Source organism: Brevundimonas sp. FV1ye29L, assembly GCF_058681095.1.
On record NZ_CM178730.1, the window covers coordinates 1243045 to 1261254 of the forward strand.

The following is an 18210-nucleotide window of genomic DNA, read 5'->3' on the forward strand; positions in this document are numbered from 1 at the left end:
CGTAGAGGCATGGCGATGACGGTGCGCTCGATTGCAGCTTTCGTGGCGGTAGCCGCCGTCTGGGCGGGGTTCGCCCCGCTCGCCCATGCCGGGCAGACGCCCGTCCACGCCCCGGCACCGGCGCCGGTGGCGGGCGGGCCGTCGGCGGCGCCCTGTCCGTCCGGTCTGCCTGACGGCGTCCGGTGCTGGCGTGGCGGCACGGCCCAGGGCGCCTTCTACTGGATCGCCATCCCGGCCGAGTGGAACGGGTCTCTGGTCGTGCACGCCCATGGCGGTCCCCGCACCGGAACGCCGGGGCTCGACGATCCGGTCGAGGACCTGCAGCGGTTCGCCGTCACGGTGCGGGAGGGCTATGCCTGGATCGGCTCGACCTACCGACGCGGCGGCTATGGCGTTCGGATGGCGGCGGAAGACACCGACATCGTCCGGCGCGTCTTCTGGGCCCTGTTCGGCCAGCCGAAGCACACTATCCTGCACGGCCAGTCGTGGGGCGGGAATGTCGCCGCCAAGGCGGCGGAACTCTATGCGATCGACGCCGACGGCAACCGCAACTACGACGGGGTGATGCTGTCGAACGGCCTCGTCGCGGGCGGCACGCGCGGTTACGTCTTCCGCGCCGACCTGAGGGCCGTCTATCAGTTCTATTGCCGCAACCACCCACGTCCCTCCGAGACGCAGTATCCGCTGTGGCAGGGGTTGCCGGCGGGGGGGCGCATGACCCGGGCCGAGCTGACCGCCCGGGTCAATGACTGCACGGGCCTGGACAGGCCCGCCGCGCAACGCACGGCGGAACAGGCCCGGGCGCTGCACAACATCCTGACGGTGGTCGGCATCGAGGAGGGCGCGCTGGTCGCCCACCTGGCCTGGGCCACCAACCTGTTCCAGGACATGGTCCATACGCGTCTGGGCGGGCTCAATCCGTTCGACAACGCCGACACCGTCTATGCCGGGTCGGACGATGACGCGGCCCTGAACGCCGGAGTCGAGCGGTTTGCGGCCGATCCTGGGGCGGTGGCGCAATTGGCCTATGACGCCGACCTCAGCGGCCTGATCGTCCTGCCGACGGTGAGCATTCACGCGAAGAAGGATCCGACCGTCTTCGTCGGGGTCGAGGCCCTGTATCGCGAGACGGTGGACCGGGCCGGGCGAGGAGACCTGCTGGTCCAGACCTTCACCGACGAGGATCAGCATTCGAAGCTGAGCACGCCGGAATACGCGGCCCTGCTGCACAGCCTGATGGCCTGGATCGAAAAGGGTGAGAGGCCCGACCCGGCCTCGATCGCGGCCCGCTGTGCGGTTCTGGCGCCCGCCTATGGCGAGCCCTGTCTGTTTGACCCGGATTTCGTACCGACCCCCGCCTCGCGCTCAGTCGATATGGCCCCAGGCCAGCCGAAGCCGTGATTTACGGCTTCATTGACAAGCCGAAGCGAAATCCGCCTCAACCGACCCGACGTCAGGCCCGCGCGGTCGTCGCGGCGCTGAGCAGGGCCTTGACCGAGGCTGTGGCGACGTCGGCGTCGATGCCGACGCCGAAGACGGTCGCGCCTTTCGAGGTGCGACATTCGACATAGGCGGCCGCCTGGGCGTCGGCGCCGTTGCCGATGGCGTGTTCCTGATAGTCGGCGATGTCGAGATCGACGCCCAGACCGTCGCGCAGGGCGTCGAGCACGCTGGACATCAGGCCATTGCCGCGTCCGCTGACGTGGCGCGTCTCCCCGTCCAGGCTGATGCGGCCCGAGAAGACGCGCTCGCCGCCCACGACGGCGCCCTCCTGATAGTCGATCAGCTTCAGGGTCTGGTCGCCGTTCAGGTGATAGGTCTGTTGGAAGGCCCGCCAGATGTCGGCGGCGTTCAGTTCGCGGCCCAGACTGTCGGCCAGGGCCTGAACCGGGCGGCTGAAGTCCGCCTGGAGCCGTTTGGGCAGTTTCAGCCCCTTGTCCTGCTCCAGAATCCAGGCGACCCCGCCCTTGCCCGACTGGGAGTTGACGCGGATCACCGCCTCATACGAACAGCCGATGTCGGCCGGGTCGATCGGCAGATAGGGGACGTCCCACAGCTGGTCGTTGCGCGCGGCCTGGGCGGCGAAGCCCTTCTTGATCGCGTCCTGGTGACTGCCCGAGAAGGCGGTGAAGACCAGTTCCCCGGCATAGGGATGGCGCGGGTGGACCGGCAGCTGGTTGCAGTATTCGACGGTCTTGACGACCTCGCCGATGTCCGAAAAATCCAGTTCCGGATCAACGCCCTGGGTGTAGAGATTCAGGGCCAGGGTGACCAGGTCGACATTGCCGGTGCGCTCGCCGTTGCCGAACAGACAGCCCTCGACCCGGTCGGCGCCGGCCATGATCGACAGTTCGGCGGCGGCCACGCCGGTGCCCCGGTCGTTGTGCGGATGGACCGAGATGATGACACTGTCGCGGCGCGGGATGTTGCGGCCGAACCATTCGATCTGGTCGGCGTATATGTTGGGCGTCGCCGCCTCGACCGTGGCCGGCAGGTTCAGGATCAACGGCCGTTCCGGGGTCGGCTGCAGGATGTCCATGACCGCCTCGCAGCACTCGATAGAGAAGTCGAGTTCGGCGGTGGAGAAGGTCTCTGGGCTGTATTCGAAGCGCCAGTCGGTGGCCGGACGGCGGGCGGCCTGATCGCGCAGCAGTTTGGCGGCGGTGACGGCGATGTCCTTCACCTCGGCCCGGTCCATGCCGAAGACGATCCGGCGCCAGGCCGGGGAGACGGCGTTATAGACGTGGACGACGGCGGCCTTCGCCCCGTCCAGGCTGTTGAAGGTGGTCTCGATCAGGTCGGCCCGGGCCTGGGTCAGGACCTGGGGCATGACGTCTTCGGGGATGGCGTCGCGATCGACCAGTCCGCGGATGAAGTCGAACTCGGTCGCGCCGGCCGAGGGGAAGCCGACCTCGATCTCCTTGATGCCGATCTTCACCAGCAGGTCGAAGAAGCGCTGCTTCTTCTCGGCGTTCATCGGGTCGATCAGGGCCTGGTTGCCGTCGCGCATGTCGGTCGAAAGCCAGCGCGGCGCCCGGGTGATCGTCCGCGACGGCCAGAGGCGGTCGGGCAGGTCCACTTGCGGGAACGGGCGGTATTTGACGGACGGGTCGCGCAGCATCGCCGCGTCTCCTCTGGGCAGGCGGGGAGGTCAGGAGCGGCCGCATGCGCACAGGACGCCGCGGCCGGGACGGCCATAGACCCTGCGGCGGCCAAGGTCGAGCGTCCGCTATCGCCGTGTGGAGTTCGCGGCGGTTGCCAAAGCTTCTCCTGCGTAAGGCGAAAGAGTCGCTAGGGTCCTGCGGCCAACTTTCAGGGAGACACGCCATGTCCGATGCCGACCACCGATTGATGACCCGCAAGGCTGACCTCGGCGACACGCTTCTGGAGGCGACGCCCCGCGTCGGCGCCCTCGCGGAGGGCGAGGTCGTCCTGGCGCTGGACAGGTTTTCCCTCACGACGAACAACATCACCTATGCCGCCTATGGCGACTCGATCGGCTATTGGAGGGTGTTTCCCACAGGGCGGGACGGCTACGGCCTGATGCCGGTCTGGGGCTTCGCCGATGTGGTGCGGTCGCGGGCCGAGGGGGTCGAGATCGGGGCGCGGGTTTTCGGCTATTTCCCGATGTCCGACACCCTGACCGTCCAGGCGGAAAAGATCAGCCGGGGCGGATTTGCCGACGCCTCGCCGTGGCGCAAGGCCGTGCCGGACATCTACAACCGCTATGTCCTGTGCGCCGCCGACCGGCATTATTCGCCCGATCTGGAGAACGCCGAGGCCCTGTTTCGGCCCCTGTTCGTCACCTCCTATACGGCGGTCGATTTCCTGAGGGAGCGGGACTTTTTCGGCGCGCGCCAGATTGTGGTGTCCAGCGCCTCCAGCAAGACGGCCTATGGGGCGGCCCACTGTCTGGCGCAGGACGATGTGCGGCTGGTCGGCCTGACCGGCGGCCGGAACCGGGACTTCGTCGAGGGGCTGGGCGCCTATGACGCCGTGTCCGGCTACGACGACGTCGAGGCCCTGCCGAAGGACGTTCCGACCCTCTATCTCGATCTGGCGGGCGATCCGGGCCTCAGGCGGCGGATTCATGCCCGGTTCGGCGAGGCGCTGAAATACGACTGTCTGGTCGGCTCGACCCAGGGCGACGAATTTCCGAAGGACGATCCGGATCTGATCGGGCCGAAGCCCGAGTTCTTCTTCGCCGCGACCTGTCTGGACGCGCACCGGGCGCGGGGCACGCTGCACGCCTTCTATGAGCAGTTTCTGGAGGACCAGAAGGCCTTTTTCACGCGGGTTGTCGATCCCGCCTCGCCCTGGATCCGGATCGTCGAACACCACGGTCTGGAGGCCGCAGCCGCCGTGGTCCGCAAATTGGCTGACGGCGTCTCTGACCCGGCCGAAGGCGCCATCGTCCGCATCGCGCGCTGACGCCTCCGGTCGTCAGTCTGCCGGGATCCAGCCCCGGGCTTCCAGAAGCGACAGAATCCGGTCGGCGGCGACCTCGGGCGAAGTGGCGGTGGTGTCGAGGACCAGATCGGGCGACAGTGGCGCCTCATAGGCCGAGCCGACGCCGGTCAGGTCGGCGATCTGTCCGGCGTCCGCCCGGGCGTACAGACCCTTGGGGTCGCGCGCGCGGCACGTGTCGATCGGGGTGTCGACGAAGACCTCAAGGAAGCGATCGGGGGTCAGCCGTTCCCTGACGGCCTGACGCCCGGCGGCACGGGGCGAGATCAGGGCGCACAGGGCGATCACCCCGGCGTCGGAGAACAGTCGTGCGACCTCGCCGGTGCGACGGACGTTCTCCTCGCGATCGGCGGTCGAAAAGCCGAGGTCTCGGTTTAGCCCGTGGCGCAGATTGTCGCCGTCGAGCAGGACGGTCCTGACCCGGCGCGCATGCAACTGCAGTTCCAGGGCGGTGGCGATGGTCGATTTGCCGGAGCCCGACAGGCCCGTCAGCCAGACCGCGCCGCCGGAATGGCCGTTCAGCCGCGCCCGGTCTGCCGGCTGAACCGAGCCGGCCGTCGTGTAGATGTTGCGGGCCTGGTTCAACGGCGCCAGGGCGATGCCGGCCGCGGCAACGGCTCCGGTCTCACGATCCAGAAGCACGAAGCCCCCCAGGGCCGGATCATCGGAGAAGGCGTCGAAGGCGATGGGAGAGGTTACCGCGACGACGGCCTCGGCGATCCCGTTCAGCACCAGTCCGGCTTCGTGGTCTTTGGACAGGCTGACGCGGGCGGGGGTGGTCCGGGCGCCGATGCGCAGGCGATAGGCGCCGTCGGGCGACAGGGGCCGCTCGTCCATCCACAGGAGGGTGGCCGAGAACCGGTCAACCGAGGCGGGCCGGTCGGCAGGCAGAGACAGGACGTCGCCGCGCGAGACGTCCAGATGTTCGTCCAGCACCAGGGTGACGGCGTCCCCCGCCACGGCCTCGGCGCGGTCGCCCTCCCATGTGACGATGCGGGCGACGCTGGCGGACTGGCCGGAGGGATTGACCACGATCCGGTCGCCGGCGTGGATGCGGCCCGACGCCACGGTGCCGGCATAGCCCCGGAAGTCCTGTGCCGGCCGGTTGACGTACTGGACCGGGAAACGGAACGGCCGATCCAGCCGCCCGTCCTCGACCGGAACCTGTTCCAGGGCCTCGATCAGCGTCGGGCCGTCATACCAGGCCAGGGCCGGAGACCGCGCCGCGACATTGTCGCCATGGCGGGCGCTGATCGGCACGGGGAGGGCGGTCCGGAAGCCGAGGTCGGCGGCGAAGGCGGCATAGTCGGCGGCGATGGCCTCGAACACCGCCGGGTCATGGCCGACAAGATCGATCTTGTTCACGGCCAGGATGACGTGCCGGATCCCGAACAGGGAGACGATCCGGCTGTGCCGCCGGGTCTGGTCGGTCAGTCCGCGCGTGGCGTCGATCAGGATGACGGCGGCGTCGCAGCCTGAGGCGCCGGTGGCCATGTTGCGGGTGTACTGGGCGTGGCCGGGCGTATCGGCGACAATGAAGTTGCGGCGCGGGGTTGAGAAATAGCGCCAGGCCACATCGATGGTGATGCCCTGTTCGCGCTCGGCCTCCAGCCCGTCCAGCAACAGGGCGAAGTCGAGTTCCTCTCCGTTCGTGCCGAACCGGCGGCTGTCTCGCCCCAGTTTCACCAGCTGGTCGTCGGGGATCTGGCCGGTGTCATACAGCAGGCGGCCGATCAGGGTGGACTTGCCGTCATCCACCGAGCCGCAGGTCAGGAAACGCAGGTGGTCCTGCGCTGCGTGGTCGTCAAAACTGCGATGGGACCGCATGGTCAGGGCTTCTCCGTCCATCAGAAATAGCCCTCGCGCTTCTTGCGCTCCATGGAGGCGGTCTCGTCGGCGTCGATCAGTCGACCGCTGCGTTCCGAAGAGCGGGTGGTGAGCAGTTCGTCGATGACAGCGTCGATATCGGCCGCGTCGGACTCGACCGCCGCCGACAGGGGATAGCAGCCAAGCGATCGGAACCGGACCTGACGCAGTTGCGGTGTTTCTCCGGGCAGCAGAGGCAGCCGCTCGTCGTCGCGCACGATCAGGGCCCCGTCGCGCACCACCACAGGGCGGGGGGCCGAGAAATAGAGCGGTACGACCGGAATGCCCTCGGCCCGGGTGTAGGTCCAGACGTCCAGCTCGGTCCAGTTGGACAGGGGGAAGACGCGCAGGCTTTCGCCGGGCGCGAGGGCCGAGTTCCACAATCGCCACAGCTCCGGCTTCTGACGCCGCGGGTCCCAGACGTGGCCAGGACTGCGGAAGGAGAAGATGCGTTCTTTCGCACGGCTGGCCTCCTCGTCGCGGCGCGCGCCTCCGAAGGCCACGTCGAAGTCATGCAGATCCAGCGCCTGTTTCAGCGCGTCGGTCTTCATTACCTGGGTGTGCAGGGAGGAGCCCGAGGCCACAGGGCTGACGCCGCGATCCAGCCCATCCTGATTGACGTGGACGATCAGCCGCGCGCCATAGGTCTCGGCGACGGCGTCCCGGTGCCGGATCATGTCGCGGAACTTCCAGGTCGTATCGACGTGCAACAGGGGGAAGGGCGGCGGGGCGGGGTAGAAGGCCTTGGCCGCCAGATGCAGAAGGACGCCGGAGTCCTTGCCGATGGAATAGAGCATCACCGGATTGCGCGCCGTGGCGGCGACCTCCCGGAAGATCTCGATGGCCTCGGCCTCCAGACGGCGCAGATGCGGCGAGAGGCGGAAACGACCCTGTGACGCCGTTCTTGTGCGTCCGGTCTGGTCGGTCAGGGAGGGGGCGAGCGTCATGGGTAGCCTCGTGAACCGCCACTCAAACCCCGTTCCACACTGCGGGTCGAGGGATCAAAACTGGCGGGCGCGATAGATTTGCTTATGGTTCAGCCGACAAAGGCGCGTTCTAGCACATATTGTCCTGGGGCGGCGTTGGAGCCTTCGGTCAGGCCCGCCGCCTCCAGCCGGGCGGCCACGTCGCGGATCATGGCGGTCGAGCCGCACAGCATCACGCGGTCGCGGCCGGGATCGAAGCCAGGCGCCAGATTGAGGTCGGCGAACAGGGCCCCGCTGTCGATGCGTTCGGTGATGCGGCCCTCGTTTATCGGACCGGGCGTCTCCAGGGGCTGGCGCGTCACGGTGGGATAGTAGTGCAGCCTGCCCGCTGCGGCTTCGCCCACCAGCGGATCGTCAAGAAGGCCCCGGGTCAGGACGTCGCGATAGGCGAGGTCCGCCGCCTCCCGCACCGTATGGGTGACGATGACGGTCTGGAACCGGTCCCAGGTTTCAGGGTCCCGGATCACGCTCAGCCATGGCGCAAGGCCCGTGCCGCTGGCGATCAGGAACAGGCGTTCGCCGCCTGTGAGCGCATCCAGCACCAGGGTCCCTGTAGGTTTCCGGCCCAGCAGTATGGCGTCCCCCGCCTCAAGCCGGGACAGGCGTGAGGTGAGGGGGCCGTCCGGAACCCGGATGGAATAGAATTCGATCTCGTCCGACCAGGCCGGGCTGGCGATGGAATAGGCGCGCAGGACGGGCTTGCCGCCGTCGGGGTCGGGCAGGCCGATCATGACGAACTCGCCCGAACGGAAACGGAAGTCCTCCGGTCGCTCCACGGCAAAGCTGAACAGCCGGTCTGTCCAGCGCCGGGTCCAGAGGATGCGCGGCGCGTGGAAGGCCGACTGGCCGACGGCGGCGGCCGGGGCGGGGCGATCGATTGCGAGGATATCGGACATCAGGCCTCCGGGACGGGCCGTCGGCTTAGGCGAGGCGAGAGGCGGTTCGCCAACGACTTCTTCTGGGCGGCGTCTTCAGAAAATCTGTTCGTCAGGGCGGTGTCGGCCAAAGCGATAGAAATGCTGTCAGTCCGTGGAGACAAACTCGTTTGTCGCAGGGGCAGGCGCGCCGCTACCCCGGACCCTTGTCCTGGCCCCTTTGCCGGAAAGAGTTCCATGCGCGTCTTCCTCGCCTCTATTCCCATGGACGGCGCCCGCGTCGTCATCATCGGCGATGGCGAGCCCGCCCTGGCCAAGCTGCGGCTGTTCTGCAAGACGCCGGCCGACCTGGTCTGGTTCGCCCCGACGGGCGCGCCCGTCGGTCCCGGCGCCCTGCAGGACGGGCCGGACCCTATCGAACGTCTACCCTTTGCATCCGACCTTGCGGGGGCCCGTCTGGTCTTCATCGCCATCGAGGATGACGCCGTCGCCCTCGATCTGGCGCGGCTGGGGCGCGCCGCCGGCGCCCAGGTCAATGTCGTCGACAGGCCCGCACTCAGCGACTTCCACACCCCGGCCCTGATCGACCGCGACGAGGTGGTGATCGGCATCGCCACCGGCGGCTCGGCGCCCATCCTGGCCCGCGACATACGCAGCCGGATCGAGGCGGTCCTGCCGGCCGGCCTGACCCAGGTGGCGAAGCTGGCGCGCGAGCTGCGCGACACCGTCATCGCCTCCATTCCCGACTTCATGGCGCGGCGGCGGTTCTGGGAGAAGGCCTTCCGCGGCCCCGCCGCCGATCTCGCCGCCGCCGGACGCACGGCCGAGGCGCGTCGCGAGATGCTGCGCCTGCTGAATGTCGCCGCTCCCGAACAGGGCGTGGTCCATATCGTCGGGGCCGGTCCCGGCGATCCCGAATTGCTCACGCTCAAGGCCCTGCGCGTGCTTCAGGACGCGGATGTCATCATCCACGACCGGCTGGTGCCCGAGGCCATCCTCGACCGCGCCCGCCGCGATGCGCACAGGCTCTATGTCGGCAAGAGCCGCAGCGATCATTCGGTGCCGCAGGACCAGATCGAACAGCTGATGATCGAGGAGGCGCGCAAGGGTCAGCGCGTGGTCCGGTTGAAAGGCGGCGATCCCTTCATCTTCGGACGCGGCGGCGAGGAGCTGGAGGCCATGCGTCGGGCCGGCGTCCCCGTCTTCGTCGTACCCGGCATTACGGCGGCCCTGGGCTGCGCCGCCTCGGCCGGCATTCCCCTGACCCACCGCGACCACGCCCAGTCGGTGACCTTCGTCACGGCACAGGAAAAGCCCGGCGGCGTCGCTCCCGACTGGAAGAGGCTTGCCGGACCGAACCAGACCCTGGCCGTCTATATGGGCGCCGGCCGTGCGGCCGGGACCGCCGCCGCCCTGATCGGGGCGGGGCGCGATCCGCAGACGCCTGTCGCCGTCGTCGAGAACGGCAGCCGCCCGGACGAGAGGGTCATCAACGGCGCCCTGGCGGACCTCGGCGACATGGTCGCACGCGCGAACCTGACGGGTCCGGCCCTGTTGTTCGTGGGCGAATGTGCGGCGTTCAGCGCCGCCCAGCTCGACGTTCGCGCGGAGATGGTCGCATGAAGATCATCACCGCCAACCGCCTGTCCGACGGTCGCGTCATCTATGCCGACGCCGGCGGGGCGCCGGTCGAAAGCCTGTCGCTTGCGGGCGTGTTCGAGCCCGAGGCGGCCGAGGTCGTCCTGGCCGGAGCGGCGGGCAATCCGGCGGTCTTCGTCAATCCGTATCTGGTCGAGGTCGTGGGCCACACCCCCTCCGGCCGCGATCGGCTGAAAGAGACCATCCGTTCGGCCGGGCCGACCGTCGGCAACAGCCTGAAGAAACCTTCCCAAGCTGCGGGGCCCGCCTGATGTATCGCTACGACGAGTTCGACGCCGCCCTTGTCCGCGAACGGGTCGAGGAGTTCCGGGACCAGGTCGGGCGCCGTGCGTCCGGCGCCCTGACCGAGGACGAATTCAAGCCGCTTCGGCTGATGAACGGCGTCTATCTGCAGCTGCACGCCTATATGCTGCGCGTCGCCGTGCCCTATGGCGTCATGAACGGCGCCCAGATGCGGCGGCTGGCGCACATCGCCCGCACTTACGACAAGAGCTATGGCCACTTCACCACCCGGTCCAACATCCAGTTCAACTGGCCGGCCCTGACCGATCTGCCGGCGATCCTCAGCGATCTGGCCGACGTCGAGATGCATGCCATCCAGACCAGCGGCAACTGCGTGCGCAACACCACCACGGACGTCTTCGCCGGAGCCGCCGCCGACGAGATCGAGGATCCGCGGCCGTGGTGCGAGATCATCCGCCAGTGGTCGACGATCCACCCGGAATTCAGCTTCCTGCCACGCAAGTTCAAGATCGCCGTCATCGGGGCCGGGACCGACCGCGCCGCCATCCGCACCCACGACGTGGGTCTGCAGATCGTGAGGGGAGATGACGGCGACACCGCCTTCCGGGTCTTCGTCGGCGGCGGACAGGGCCGGTTGCCGCATATCGGTCAGGAGATCGCCCCGGCCGTGCCCGGGCGGGATCTGCTGGCCTATCTGACCGCCATCATCCGGGCCTGGAATCTGGAGGGGCGTCGCGACAACATCCACAAGGCGCGGATCAAGATCCTCGTCGCCTCGCTGGGCATCGACGCCTTCCGCGAGAAGGTCGACGCTCATTTCGCCACCCTGAGGCGTGAGGACCTGCGGGTTCCCGACGCCGAACTGGCGCGGATCCAGGCCTATTTCGCCGCGCCGCCGTTCGCGGACCTGCCGAAGACGTCCGGGGCCTTCGACCGCGCCGTTCTGGCCGACCCCGACTTCGCCCGGTTCAGCCGCAACAACGTCCGCCGCCACAAACAGGCCGGCTATGCCTCTGTGGTCATTTCACTGAAGCCGCTGGACGGCGTCCCGGGCGATATCACCGACGCCCAGATGGACGTCGTGGCCGATCTGGCCGGGCGGTATTCGTTCGACGAGGTTCGCGCTGCCTATGAGCAGAACCTGGTCCTGCCGCACGTCCGGCTGGATGACACGCCCGCCCTCTGGCGCGAACTTCTGGCCGCAGGTCTGGCCACGCCCAACGCCGACCTCGCCACCGACATCATCGCCTGCCCGGGGCTGGACTATTGCTCGCTGGCCAATGCCCGCTCGATCCCGGTCGCCCAGGCCCTGTCGAAACAGCTGGCGGATCTGGACTATCAGGAGCGGGTCGGGCCGCTGCGGATCAATATGAGCGGCTGCATCAACGCCTGCGGCCACCACCACGTCGGCCACATCGGCGTTCTGGGCGTCGACCGGAAGGGCGAGGAATACTACCAGATCACCGTCGGCGGCTCTCCGGACGAACGGGCGGCCCTGGGCGAGATCGTCGGCCGCAGCCTGCCGGCGGACGAGGTGGCGCCCGCCATTGCCCGGGCCCTGGATCGCTATCTGGAGGTGCGCGCCGAGGGCGAGCGGTTCATCGACACCGTCCGACGCCTCGGCGCCGACCCGTTCCGCGAGGCCATCTATGAGACGTTCGATGCAGTGGCTTGAAGCCGCGCCGGAAGGCGCCGCCCGTCTGTCGGTCACGACGCCGCTGGAAGAGGTCGAGGCTGTGGTGGCCGTGGGCGTGGATACTCTGGTGCTCGACTTTCCGGCCTTTCGTGACGGGCGGGGTTTTTCGCTGGCGGCGGTGCTGCGTGAGCGCGGTTACGACGGCCGGTTGATCGCGGCCGGCGCCCTGCTTCCGGATCAGGTCCGGCATCTGCGCCGGTCGGGTTTCGACGGCGTGGTGCTGGGGGCGGATGCAGATGTGGCGGTCTGGGAGCGGATGGACACTGTGTTCAGTGCAGCCTTTCAGCCGGCTGCGGATGCCGAACTCCCGGTCTGGCGGCGCAGAAGCGGCGATGGCGGCGCGACGTCGTCGCTCGAGCAGCAGGTCGAGGCGTTGAACCTTCGGGCGCGCGGGGCGGACGCCGAGGACATCCTCAGGATCGCCCTGGACCCGGCCGTGGGTCTGAACCCCGTTGTGACGTCGTCGTTCGGCGCCGAGTCGGTCGTGCTGCTGGCGCTGGTCGCCCGCGTCGACCCGTCGACGCCAGTGGTGTTTCTCGACACCGGAATGCATTTCCTGCAGACCCTGGCCTATCGCAAGGCCCTGTCGGATCGGCTGGGGCTGACGGATGTGCGGCTGGTGACGCCCGATCCCCTGGACCGGGCGCGCCGCGATCCGAAAGACGACCTCTGGCGCACCGACCCCGACGCCTGCTGCGACCTGCGCAAGGTCCGGCCGCTGGAGCGGGCCTTGCAGGGCGCGGACGCCCTGGTCACCGGACGCAAGCGACACCAGACCGTCGACCGGGCCGAACTGGCCCCGTTCGAGGCGTTCGAGGGCCGTATCCGGGTCAATCCCCTCTACGACTGGACGGCGGAACGGTTGTCGACCTGGCTTCAGGGCGAGGATTTGCCCCGTCACCCGCTGGTCGATCAGGGCTATCCTTCTATCGGCTGCTGGCCCTGCACGCGGCCGGTGGAGCAGGGGGAAGATGCGCGCGGCGGTCGCTGGGCGGGCGTCGACAAGACCGAATGCGGCATCCACCTCGGCCGTCGGGCGACGGCGGGCGGCTAGGGACGCGGCCCCTGGCTTGGCCCCGCCTTCGCCGTGCGCCGAGGATCAGCCCCAGGGGCCGCGCCTGGCGCCGCCGCCTGGAGTTTTAGCCTGTTCGGCGGCGAGTTCCGCATCGCGCCGGGCCTTTCGGGCGGCTTCCCAATCGCGGAACCAGCGCACCCGGCGGCGTTCGCCCCCCAGGACGAAGATCCACAGGGCCAGCGTCGCCAGCAGACCGGCGAGACTGGCGATGGCGGCGGGGTCGAGGGTCGTGCCGAACAAGGTCATGAGCGGACATCCTCTAGCGGTGTGTCGGCGACGTGGGCGAAAGGATCAACGCCCGCCCGGTCAGGCATGGCGACCTGACCCGGCACGAGGCGCGGCGCCGGGGGGCGGCTGGAGGGCGGCAGTCCCCGCAGTTTCGCCCGGGCCGCGTCTCGCGTCCAGACAGCGTGCATATGGACGCCCCAGGCGACGACCCCTGCGCCAAAGATCAGCAGGGCAAGAACAAGCAGGATGGCGGTCATGGGGCCTTCCTAACGACGGACAGCCGGCCGGGTTCCATCGACCCTAGTGGGCGGCGTCGCCGCGCGGGTCGATCATCTTGTGGGCGTGCAGGATGAAGTAGCGCATATGGGCGTTGTCGACCGTGGCCTGGGCCCGGGCCTTCCACGCCGCCCTGGCCTCGGCGTAGCTGCCGAAGGCGCCGACGAACTCGACCTTGGTCAGATCGCGGAAAACTGGCGCGTCCAGGTGGCGCAACTCGCCGCCGATGACGAGGTGAAGCAGCTGGGGCGTATCGGTAGCGGAGGTGTCGGGCATGGGGTCAGATCTCGTGGGCGGGGAGGCGCGAGGGCGTATGGACCGACATCTGGGCGGAAAGACGGGCGTTCGCCAACCCCGACCTCAGTCCTGTTCTGCCAGCGGAATATGCCGAGTGCGCGCAATGATCAACGGATGGAGCGCGGCAGCCGCACAGACCATGCCGGGTTGACGCGGGTCCGGGCGGTTGAATCTCCAGCCGCCGCCCTGATGATCCGTGACGATCGCCCCCGCTTCCGCCGCCACCAGGGCGCCCGCCGCCACATCCCAGTCCCAGCGGGGGGTGAAGGCGACGGCGGCGTCGAACATCCCGGCGGCAACCAGCGACATCCGGTAGGCCAGGGCGTTGCGGTTCTCGAATCGCATCGGCGGCCAGGGCTCCGGCCAGTGCAGATCGGTGAACATCCGGGCGCTGGCCAGGATGCCGGCGTCTTCCAGGGCATCGGTCGCAGACGCTGAAACCGGCTGACCGTTCAGGAAGGCGCCGCCGGCCAGGCTCGCCGTATAGGTCTCGCCCAGCATGGGGGCGTGGATGGCGGCGGCGACCACCTGGCCGTCCTCGACCACGGCGATGGGGATGCACCACCAGGGCCGGTCCTTCATGAAGGCGACGGTGCCGTCGATGGGGTCGACGATGAAGATGCGGCGTCGGCCCAGCCGGTCGGGCGTGTCCTCGGTTTCTTCCGACAGCCAGCCATAGTCCGGGCGGGCGGAGAGCAGGGCGTCTTTCAGCATGGCGTCGACGGCGTAGTCGGCGCTGGTCACCGGCGAGCCGCCGGGTTTGGACCGAACGGAGACGCCCCTGGCCCGCTCGGCCAGGGCCAGGGCGCCGGCCTCGATGGCCGCGGCCCGGATCAGGTCGAGATCAGGGCCGAACACGTTCATTTCCCGGCGATGGCCACGGCGTCGACGAGCAGGGACGGGCTGTTAAAGCCGCCGCGGAACTCCAGATCCGAACCCGGCGTCATCCGCATCCACAGGGCCTTGAGGTTTCCGGCGACGGTGACCTCGCTGACCGGCCAGGCGATCTCGCCGTTCTCGAACCAGAAGCCGGAGACCCCGGCCGACCAGTCGCCGGTATTGCCGTTCAGCGAGGGGCCGAACATGGAGGTGACAAGAAGACCCGTGCCGGCCTGACGTCGCAGGGCCACGGAGTCGAGCTCGCCCGGCTCCAGATGCAGGTTGTGGGTCGAGACCCCGGGCGGACCGGCCAGACCGCGCGAGGCGTGGCCGGTGGACTGGAGGCCCAGCTGGGCGGCCGAGGCCGAGTTCAGCAGCCAGGTGGTCAGGACGCCGCTGTCGATGAGGGCGCGGCGTTCAACCTCAACCCCCTCGTCGTCAAACGGGGCGGACGACAGGCCCCTGAGACGGAAGGGATCGTCGATCAGGTTCAGGCCGGGCGGCAGGATGGCCTTGCCGAGGTCGTCCTTCAGGAAAGACGATCCCCGCGCGATGGACGGACCGGAAATGGCCCCCAGCAGGGGCGACAGGATCTGGGTGGCGATACGGTTCTCGAAGATGACCGGGGCGGTGGTGGAGGCGATCTTGCGCGGGCCGACACGGGCCACGGCGCGACGGCCGGCCTCCTCGCCGATCGACGCCGGATCGGGCAGGTCGGACAGGTGGCGGGTCGTCCGGCTGTCGCCCCCGCGCTCCATGGCGCCGTCCTTTTCGGCGATGACGCCGACGCCGACCGAGAAGGCCGAGCCGCGATGGGCGCCGTCGAAACCGTCCGAAGTCACCAGTCGCCATTCACTGGAGCTGGAAGAGGCATAGCCGCCCTCTGACCGGGCCACCCCGGGGATGGCCAGGGCGGCGGCCTCGGCCCCGGCGGCGGCGGCCTCCAGCTCGGCCGCGCTGCGTTCGGCGCCATCGAACAGGTCCAGATCCCGGTGCGGGCCCGGGGTGAGGCGATCGCGGGGCGCGAGGCCGGCCCAGGGGTCTTCCGGCGCCAGACGCGCCATGGCCACCACCCGCTCGACCAGCCGGGCCCGGGTTTCCGGCGACAGGTCGGAGGCGGAGACGGAGGCCTGACGCTGGCCGACGAAGACGCGCAGGCCAAGGTCGCGCGATTCCTCGCGTTCGACATCTTCCAGCGCGCCGTTCCTGACCCCGATGGAGGCGGAGCGGCGTTCGGATGAGACCGCCTCTGCGGCGTCGGCGCCGGCCTTCAGCGCGGCGGCGACGAGATCATGGAGGAGTTCAGCGGCGGAGGGGGTGTCGAAGGCCATGACCTGATATGGCCGACCCCCTTCGCAACTGCAATGCGGACGGGCCTACAGGAAGACCCCTACGATCAGCAGGACGGCGGACCCGAGGAAGGCCAGATAGGTCAGAACCATGCCCAGCATCCGGCCGAGGGCCGGCTGTTTCGCGCTGTTCATGCCGATGGCGTGGGCGACACGGCCGAGGAACAGGGCGGCGCCGAGGGCGTGGACGATCGCGGCGCTGTAGCCCAGCAGGGCGACCAGGGTGATCGCGATCAGGCCGGTGGGCAGGTATTCGATCGCATTGCCGAAGGTGCGGCCGGCCAGGTTGAGCGCCGGGTGGCCGCCGTCGCCAAGCGAGACCTTCAGCGCGCGGCGGTGCACGGACACGCGGGCCGTGAGCACCAGAAGCAGGATCAGGCTGAGCCCGGTCCACAGGGCGACGGCGCTGATGGCTTCGTGATGGAAGGCGGTCGCGTCAATCGGGATCATCGGACGGTCTCACGGGCCACGGGATAGAGGCGGTAGCGCTGATCATAGAACGGCGTGCGTTCATAGAACCAGCCCAGACGGGCGTCCCCGTCTGCGGCGAAGGCGGGGTCGGCCGCCAGTTTCGCCTCGAACTCGGCCTTCAGCGCCGGGTCGGCGGCCAGCATCCGCTCGGCGAGGGAAGCGATGGCATAGGCCTCGATATATTCGACGCGGCTGAGCACCTCGGGGAACAGGCCCCAGGCGAAGAAACTCTCGGACGACTGGGGCTCCAGCAGCAGCATGACGATGTCGCCCATCGGCTGGTCGGTTGGGACCCGGACCGAGCCGGGGGCGAAGGTCCAGTCGCGGGTCTCGGCGGTGACGCCGGACAGGGTGAAACCGACATGGCCTTCGTTGGGACGGGCGGCAGGCTTCGGATCGTTCAACCGCAGCATCTCCACCGCGACGGTGCGTGGGGCGTCGAGGGGCTCCATGGCGACGTTGTGAATCCGAAGCCGTTCGATGATGTCGGTGCGATAGGCAGGCACCCAGTAGGCCTCGGGCCGTTTCAGCGTCAGGGTCGGGTGGGAGCCGTAGAAGGGCATCTGCCACAGTTCCGGATCGGCCTTGCCGAGCCAGCGCAGTTCGGTGCGGCCGGACGCGGGACTGTCGAACGTGTCGTACAGGATGCCCTTGAACGGCCGGGTCGAGGCGGGCTGGTCGTCGCTCTGGAAATTGGCGGGCAGTTCGGCGGGACGCAGGGCGCGGTCGGCGGTGATGGCGGCGCGGACGGCGTCGCCCTCGGTCGCCAGCAGGGTCAGGGCGTGCTCCAGCAGGACATAGGTCCCCAGAACCCGCTGCTCATGCGGCTTCAGGCTATGGTTCTCGATCAGGACGGTCGGGATGTGGGCGGCTGAGCCCCAGCCGTTGGAAAAGCGTTCGCCCAGGCCGCCGTCCGACAGGCCCTTTTTCGGATCGCGGTCGTCGATGGCGAAGACCAGTTCGCCGGGGACATGGCCCCGGGCCTCCAGGGCGGCGTTGAGGGTCGGCTTGTAGGCGTCGTTCAGCCAGGCCGAGACCGCTGGAGAGCGGGAATAGGCGCCATCCTCGCCGTTGAAGCCGTAGGTGACGTCGTATTGATAGTCGATGCCGTCGGTGACGTGGATGTCGATGTAGAGGTCGGGATTGTATTTGTGGACCAGCCCCATCAGGGCGCGCATCTCGGGCTGGTCCAGCTTGAGGAAGTCGCGGTTGAGGTTCTGGTTTGTCCCGGTGTTGCGCCAGCCCTGGATGCGGGGCCCGCGCTGGTTGGGGCGGCTCCACGCGCTCGACCGCTCATGGCCGTCAACGCTGAGGATCGGAATGAGGATCAGGTTGACCCGGTCCAGCAGATTGTCCTTGCCATAGAAGGCGATGTCGCGGAGCAGCATCATGCCCGCGTCCTTGCCGTCGATCTCTCCGGGGTGGATGCCGGCCTGGGCCAGAAGGACGGGTTTGGACGGATCGAGGGTCGCGCCGTCCCTCGAGGCGATGACGGCGTAGATCGGCCGGCCCTCGGGCGAGGTTCCAAATTGTTCGAGGCGGATCAGGTCCGAGGCCGCGTCCAGCCGGTCGAACCAGGCGCGGGTGTCGGCGTAGGTCGGGCTGAAGTCATGGCCCGGATCGGCCTCGAACGGCGTCACCCAGGGGTCCGAGGCGTCGCGCAACAGGGCCTTCGAGGCGCCATCCCACTCGGGCGCCGGCGGCAGGAAGGGCTGGTCCCAGGCGGCGGTGTTGGGAAGGGCGGACGCCGGTGAACGGTCTTGGGCCATGGCGATACTCGGGAACAGGGCCGCAACAGCGGCGAGGACGAAGGCGGTTCTCATGGCGGTAGTCCTCGTCCGAT

The 18210-nt window shown here is 68.8% G+C and carries 17 protein-coding genes; 6 read left to right on the plus strand and 11 right to left on the minus strand.

Annotated features, from left to right (window positions below; translation table 11 throughout):
* Window positions 1–9: 9 nt before the first annotated feature.
* Window positions 10–1401 carry a hypothetical protein gene (locus tag ACW17W_RS06105; protein WP_492079852.1) on the plus strand — a complete coding sequence of 464 codons (1392 nt, stop codon included), beginning with the start codon at window positions 10–12 and terminating at the stop codon, window positions 1399–1401.
* Window positions 1402–1453: 52 nt separating this feature from the next.
* On the opposite strand, the gene leuA is transcribed toward ACW17W_RS06105, so the two are convergent.
* Complete coding sequence (gene leuA / locus ACW17W_RS06110; protein ID WP_492079853.1) at window positions 1454–3121, minus strand: 2-isopropylmalate synthase; 1668 nt, start codon at window positions 3119–3121, stop codon at window positions 1454–1456.
* Between the two features lie 206 nt (window positions 3122–3327).
* Between leuA and ACW17W_RS06115 the strand changes: the two genes are divergently transcribed.
* A complete protein-coding gene (locus ACW17W_RS06115; protein WP_492079854.1) occupies window positions 3328–4431 on the plus strand; it encodes a DUF2855 family protein in 1104 nt (367 codons plus the stop codon).
* A gap of 12 nt (window positions 4432–4443) precedes the next feature.
* Here ACW17W_RS06115 and cysC read toward each other — a convergent pair whose 3' ends face one another.
* From cysC to ACW17W_RS06130, 3 genes are all read right to left on the minus strand, one after another.
* The gene (gene cysC, locus ACW17W_RS06120; protein ID WP_492079855.1) at window positions 4444–6315 is read right to left on the minus strand and encodes an adenylyl-sulfate kinase; all 1872 of its coding nucleotides are present in this window, start codon (window positions 6313–6315) and stop codon (window positions 4444–4446) included.
* Window positions 6315–7280: a sulfate adenylyltransferase subunit CysD gene (gene cysD / locus ACW17W_RS06125; protein WP_492079856.1), complete on the minus strand. Its 966-nt coding sequence runs from the start codon at window positions 7278–7280 to the stop codon at window positions 6315–6317. Before cysD ends, cysC begins: the two co-directional genes overlap by 1 nt.
* An 89-nt stretch (window positions 7281–7369) precedes the next feature.
* On the minus strand, window positions 7370–8215 hold the full coding sequence (locus tag ACW17W_RS06130) for a ferredoxin--NADP reductase (RefSeq protein ID WP_492079857.1): 846 nt from the start codon (window positions 8213–8215) through the stop codon (window positions 7370–7372).
* 216 nt (window positions 8216–8431) lie between these two features.
* On the opposite strand from ACW17W_RS06130, the gene cysG reads away from it, so the two are divergent.
* Genes cysG through ACW17W_RS06150 form a run of 4 tightly spaced genes read left to right on the plus strand, consistent with a single transcriptional unit; the run spans window position 8432 to window position 12846 of the window.
* Window positions 8432–9817, plus strand: coding sequence for a siroheme synthase CysG (gene cysG, locus ACW17W_RS06135; RefSeq protein WP_492079858.1), 1386 nt, complete (start codon window positions 8432–8434; stop codon window positions 9815–9817).
* Entirely contained in the window at window positions 9814–10104 is a 291-nt protein-coding gene (locus tag ACW17W_RS06140) for a DUF2849 domain-containing protein (protein WP_492079859.1), read from the plus strand. The genes cysG and ACW17W_RS06140 overlap by 4 nt, the downstream gene beginning before the upstream one ends.
* The gene (locus ACW17W_RS06145) at window positions 10104–11771 is read left to right on the plus strand and encodes a nitrite/sulfite reductase (protein WP_492079860.1); all 1668 of its coding nucleotides are present in this window, start codon (window positions 10104–10106) and stop codon (window positions 11769–11771) included. The genes ACW17W_RS06140 and ACW17W_RS06145 overlap by 1 nt, the downstream gene beginning before the upstream one ends.
* The gene (locus ACW17W_RS06150; protein WP_492079861.1) at window positions 11758–12846 is read left to right on the plus strand and encodes a phosphoadenylyl-sulfate reductase; all 1089 of its coding nucleotides are present in this window, start codon (window positions 11758–11760) and stop codon (window positions 12844–12846) included. Before ACW17W_RS06145 ends, ACW17W_RS06150 begins: the two co-directional genes overlap by 14 nt.
* A 45-nt stretch (window positions 12847–12891) precedes the next feature.
* Here ACW17W_RS06150 and ACW17W_RS06155 read toward each other — a convergent pair whose 3' ends face one another.
* The 7 genes from ACW17W_RS06155 to ACW17W_RS06185 form a co-directional block, all read right to left on the minus strand.
* Window positions 12892–13113: a hypothetical protein gene (locus tag ACW17W_RS06155; protein WP_492079862.1), complete on the minus strand. Its 222-nt coding sequence runs from the start codon at window positions 13111–13113 to the stop codon at window positions 12892–12894.
* On the minus strand, window positions 13110–13352 hold the full coding sequence (locus ACW17W_RS06160; protein WP_492079863.1) for a hypothetical protein: 243 nt from the start codon (window positions 13350–13352) through the stop codon (window positions 13110–13112). The genes ACW17W_RS06155 and ACW17W_RS06160 overlap by 4 nt, the downstream gene beginning before the upstream one ends.
* Window positions 13353–13395: 43 nt before the next feature.
* Window positions 13396–13647: a DUF4170 domain-containing protein gene (locus ACW17W_RS06165; RefSeq protein WP_492079865.1), complete on the minus strand. Its 252-nt coding sequence runs from the start codon at window positions 13645–13647 to the stop codon at window positions 13396–13398.
* An 84-nt stretch (window positions 13648–13731) separates the two neighbouring features.
* Window positions 13732–14532 (minus strand): 3'(2'),5'-bisphosphate nucleotidase CysQ, encoded by an 801-nt coding sequence (locus ACW17W_RS06170; RefSeq protein ID WP_492079866.1) that lies wholly within the window; start codon window positions 14530–14532, stop codon window positions 13732–13734.
* Window positions 14529–15878, minus strand: a complete 1350-nt coding sequence (locus ACW17W_RS06175; protein WP_492079868.1) for a TldD/PmbA family protein — start codon at window positions 15876–15878, stop codon at window positions 14529–14531. The genes ACW17W_RS06170 and ACW17W_RS06175 overlap by 4 nt, the downstream gene beginning before the upstream one ends.
* Before the next feature lie 45 nt (window positions 15879–15923).
* Window positions 15924–16346, minus strand: coding sequence for an MAPEG family protein (locus tag ACW17W_RS06180; RefSeq protein WP_492079869.1), 423 nt, complete (start codon window positions 16344–16346; stop codon window positions 15924–15926).
* Window positions 16343–18190 (minus strand): M14 family metallopeptidase, encoded by a 1848-nt coding sequence (locus ACW17W_RS06185; protein ID WP_492079870.1) that lies wholly within the window; start codon window positions 18188–18190, stop codon window positions 16343–16345. Before ACW17W_RS06185 ends, ACW17W_RS06180 begins: the two co-directional genes overlap by 4 nt.
* Between the last annotated feature and the right edge of the window lie 20 nt (window positions 18191–18210).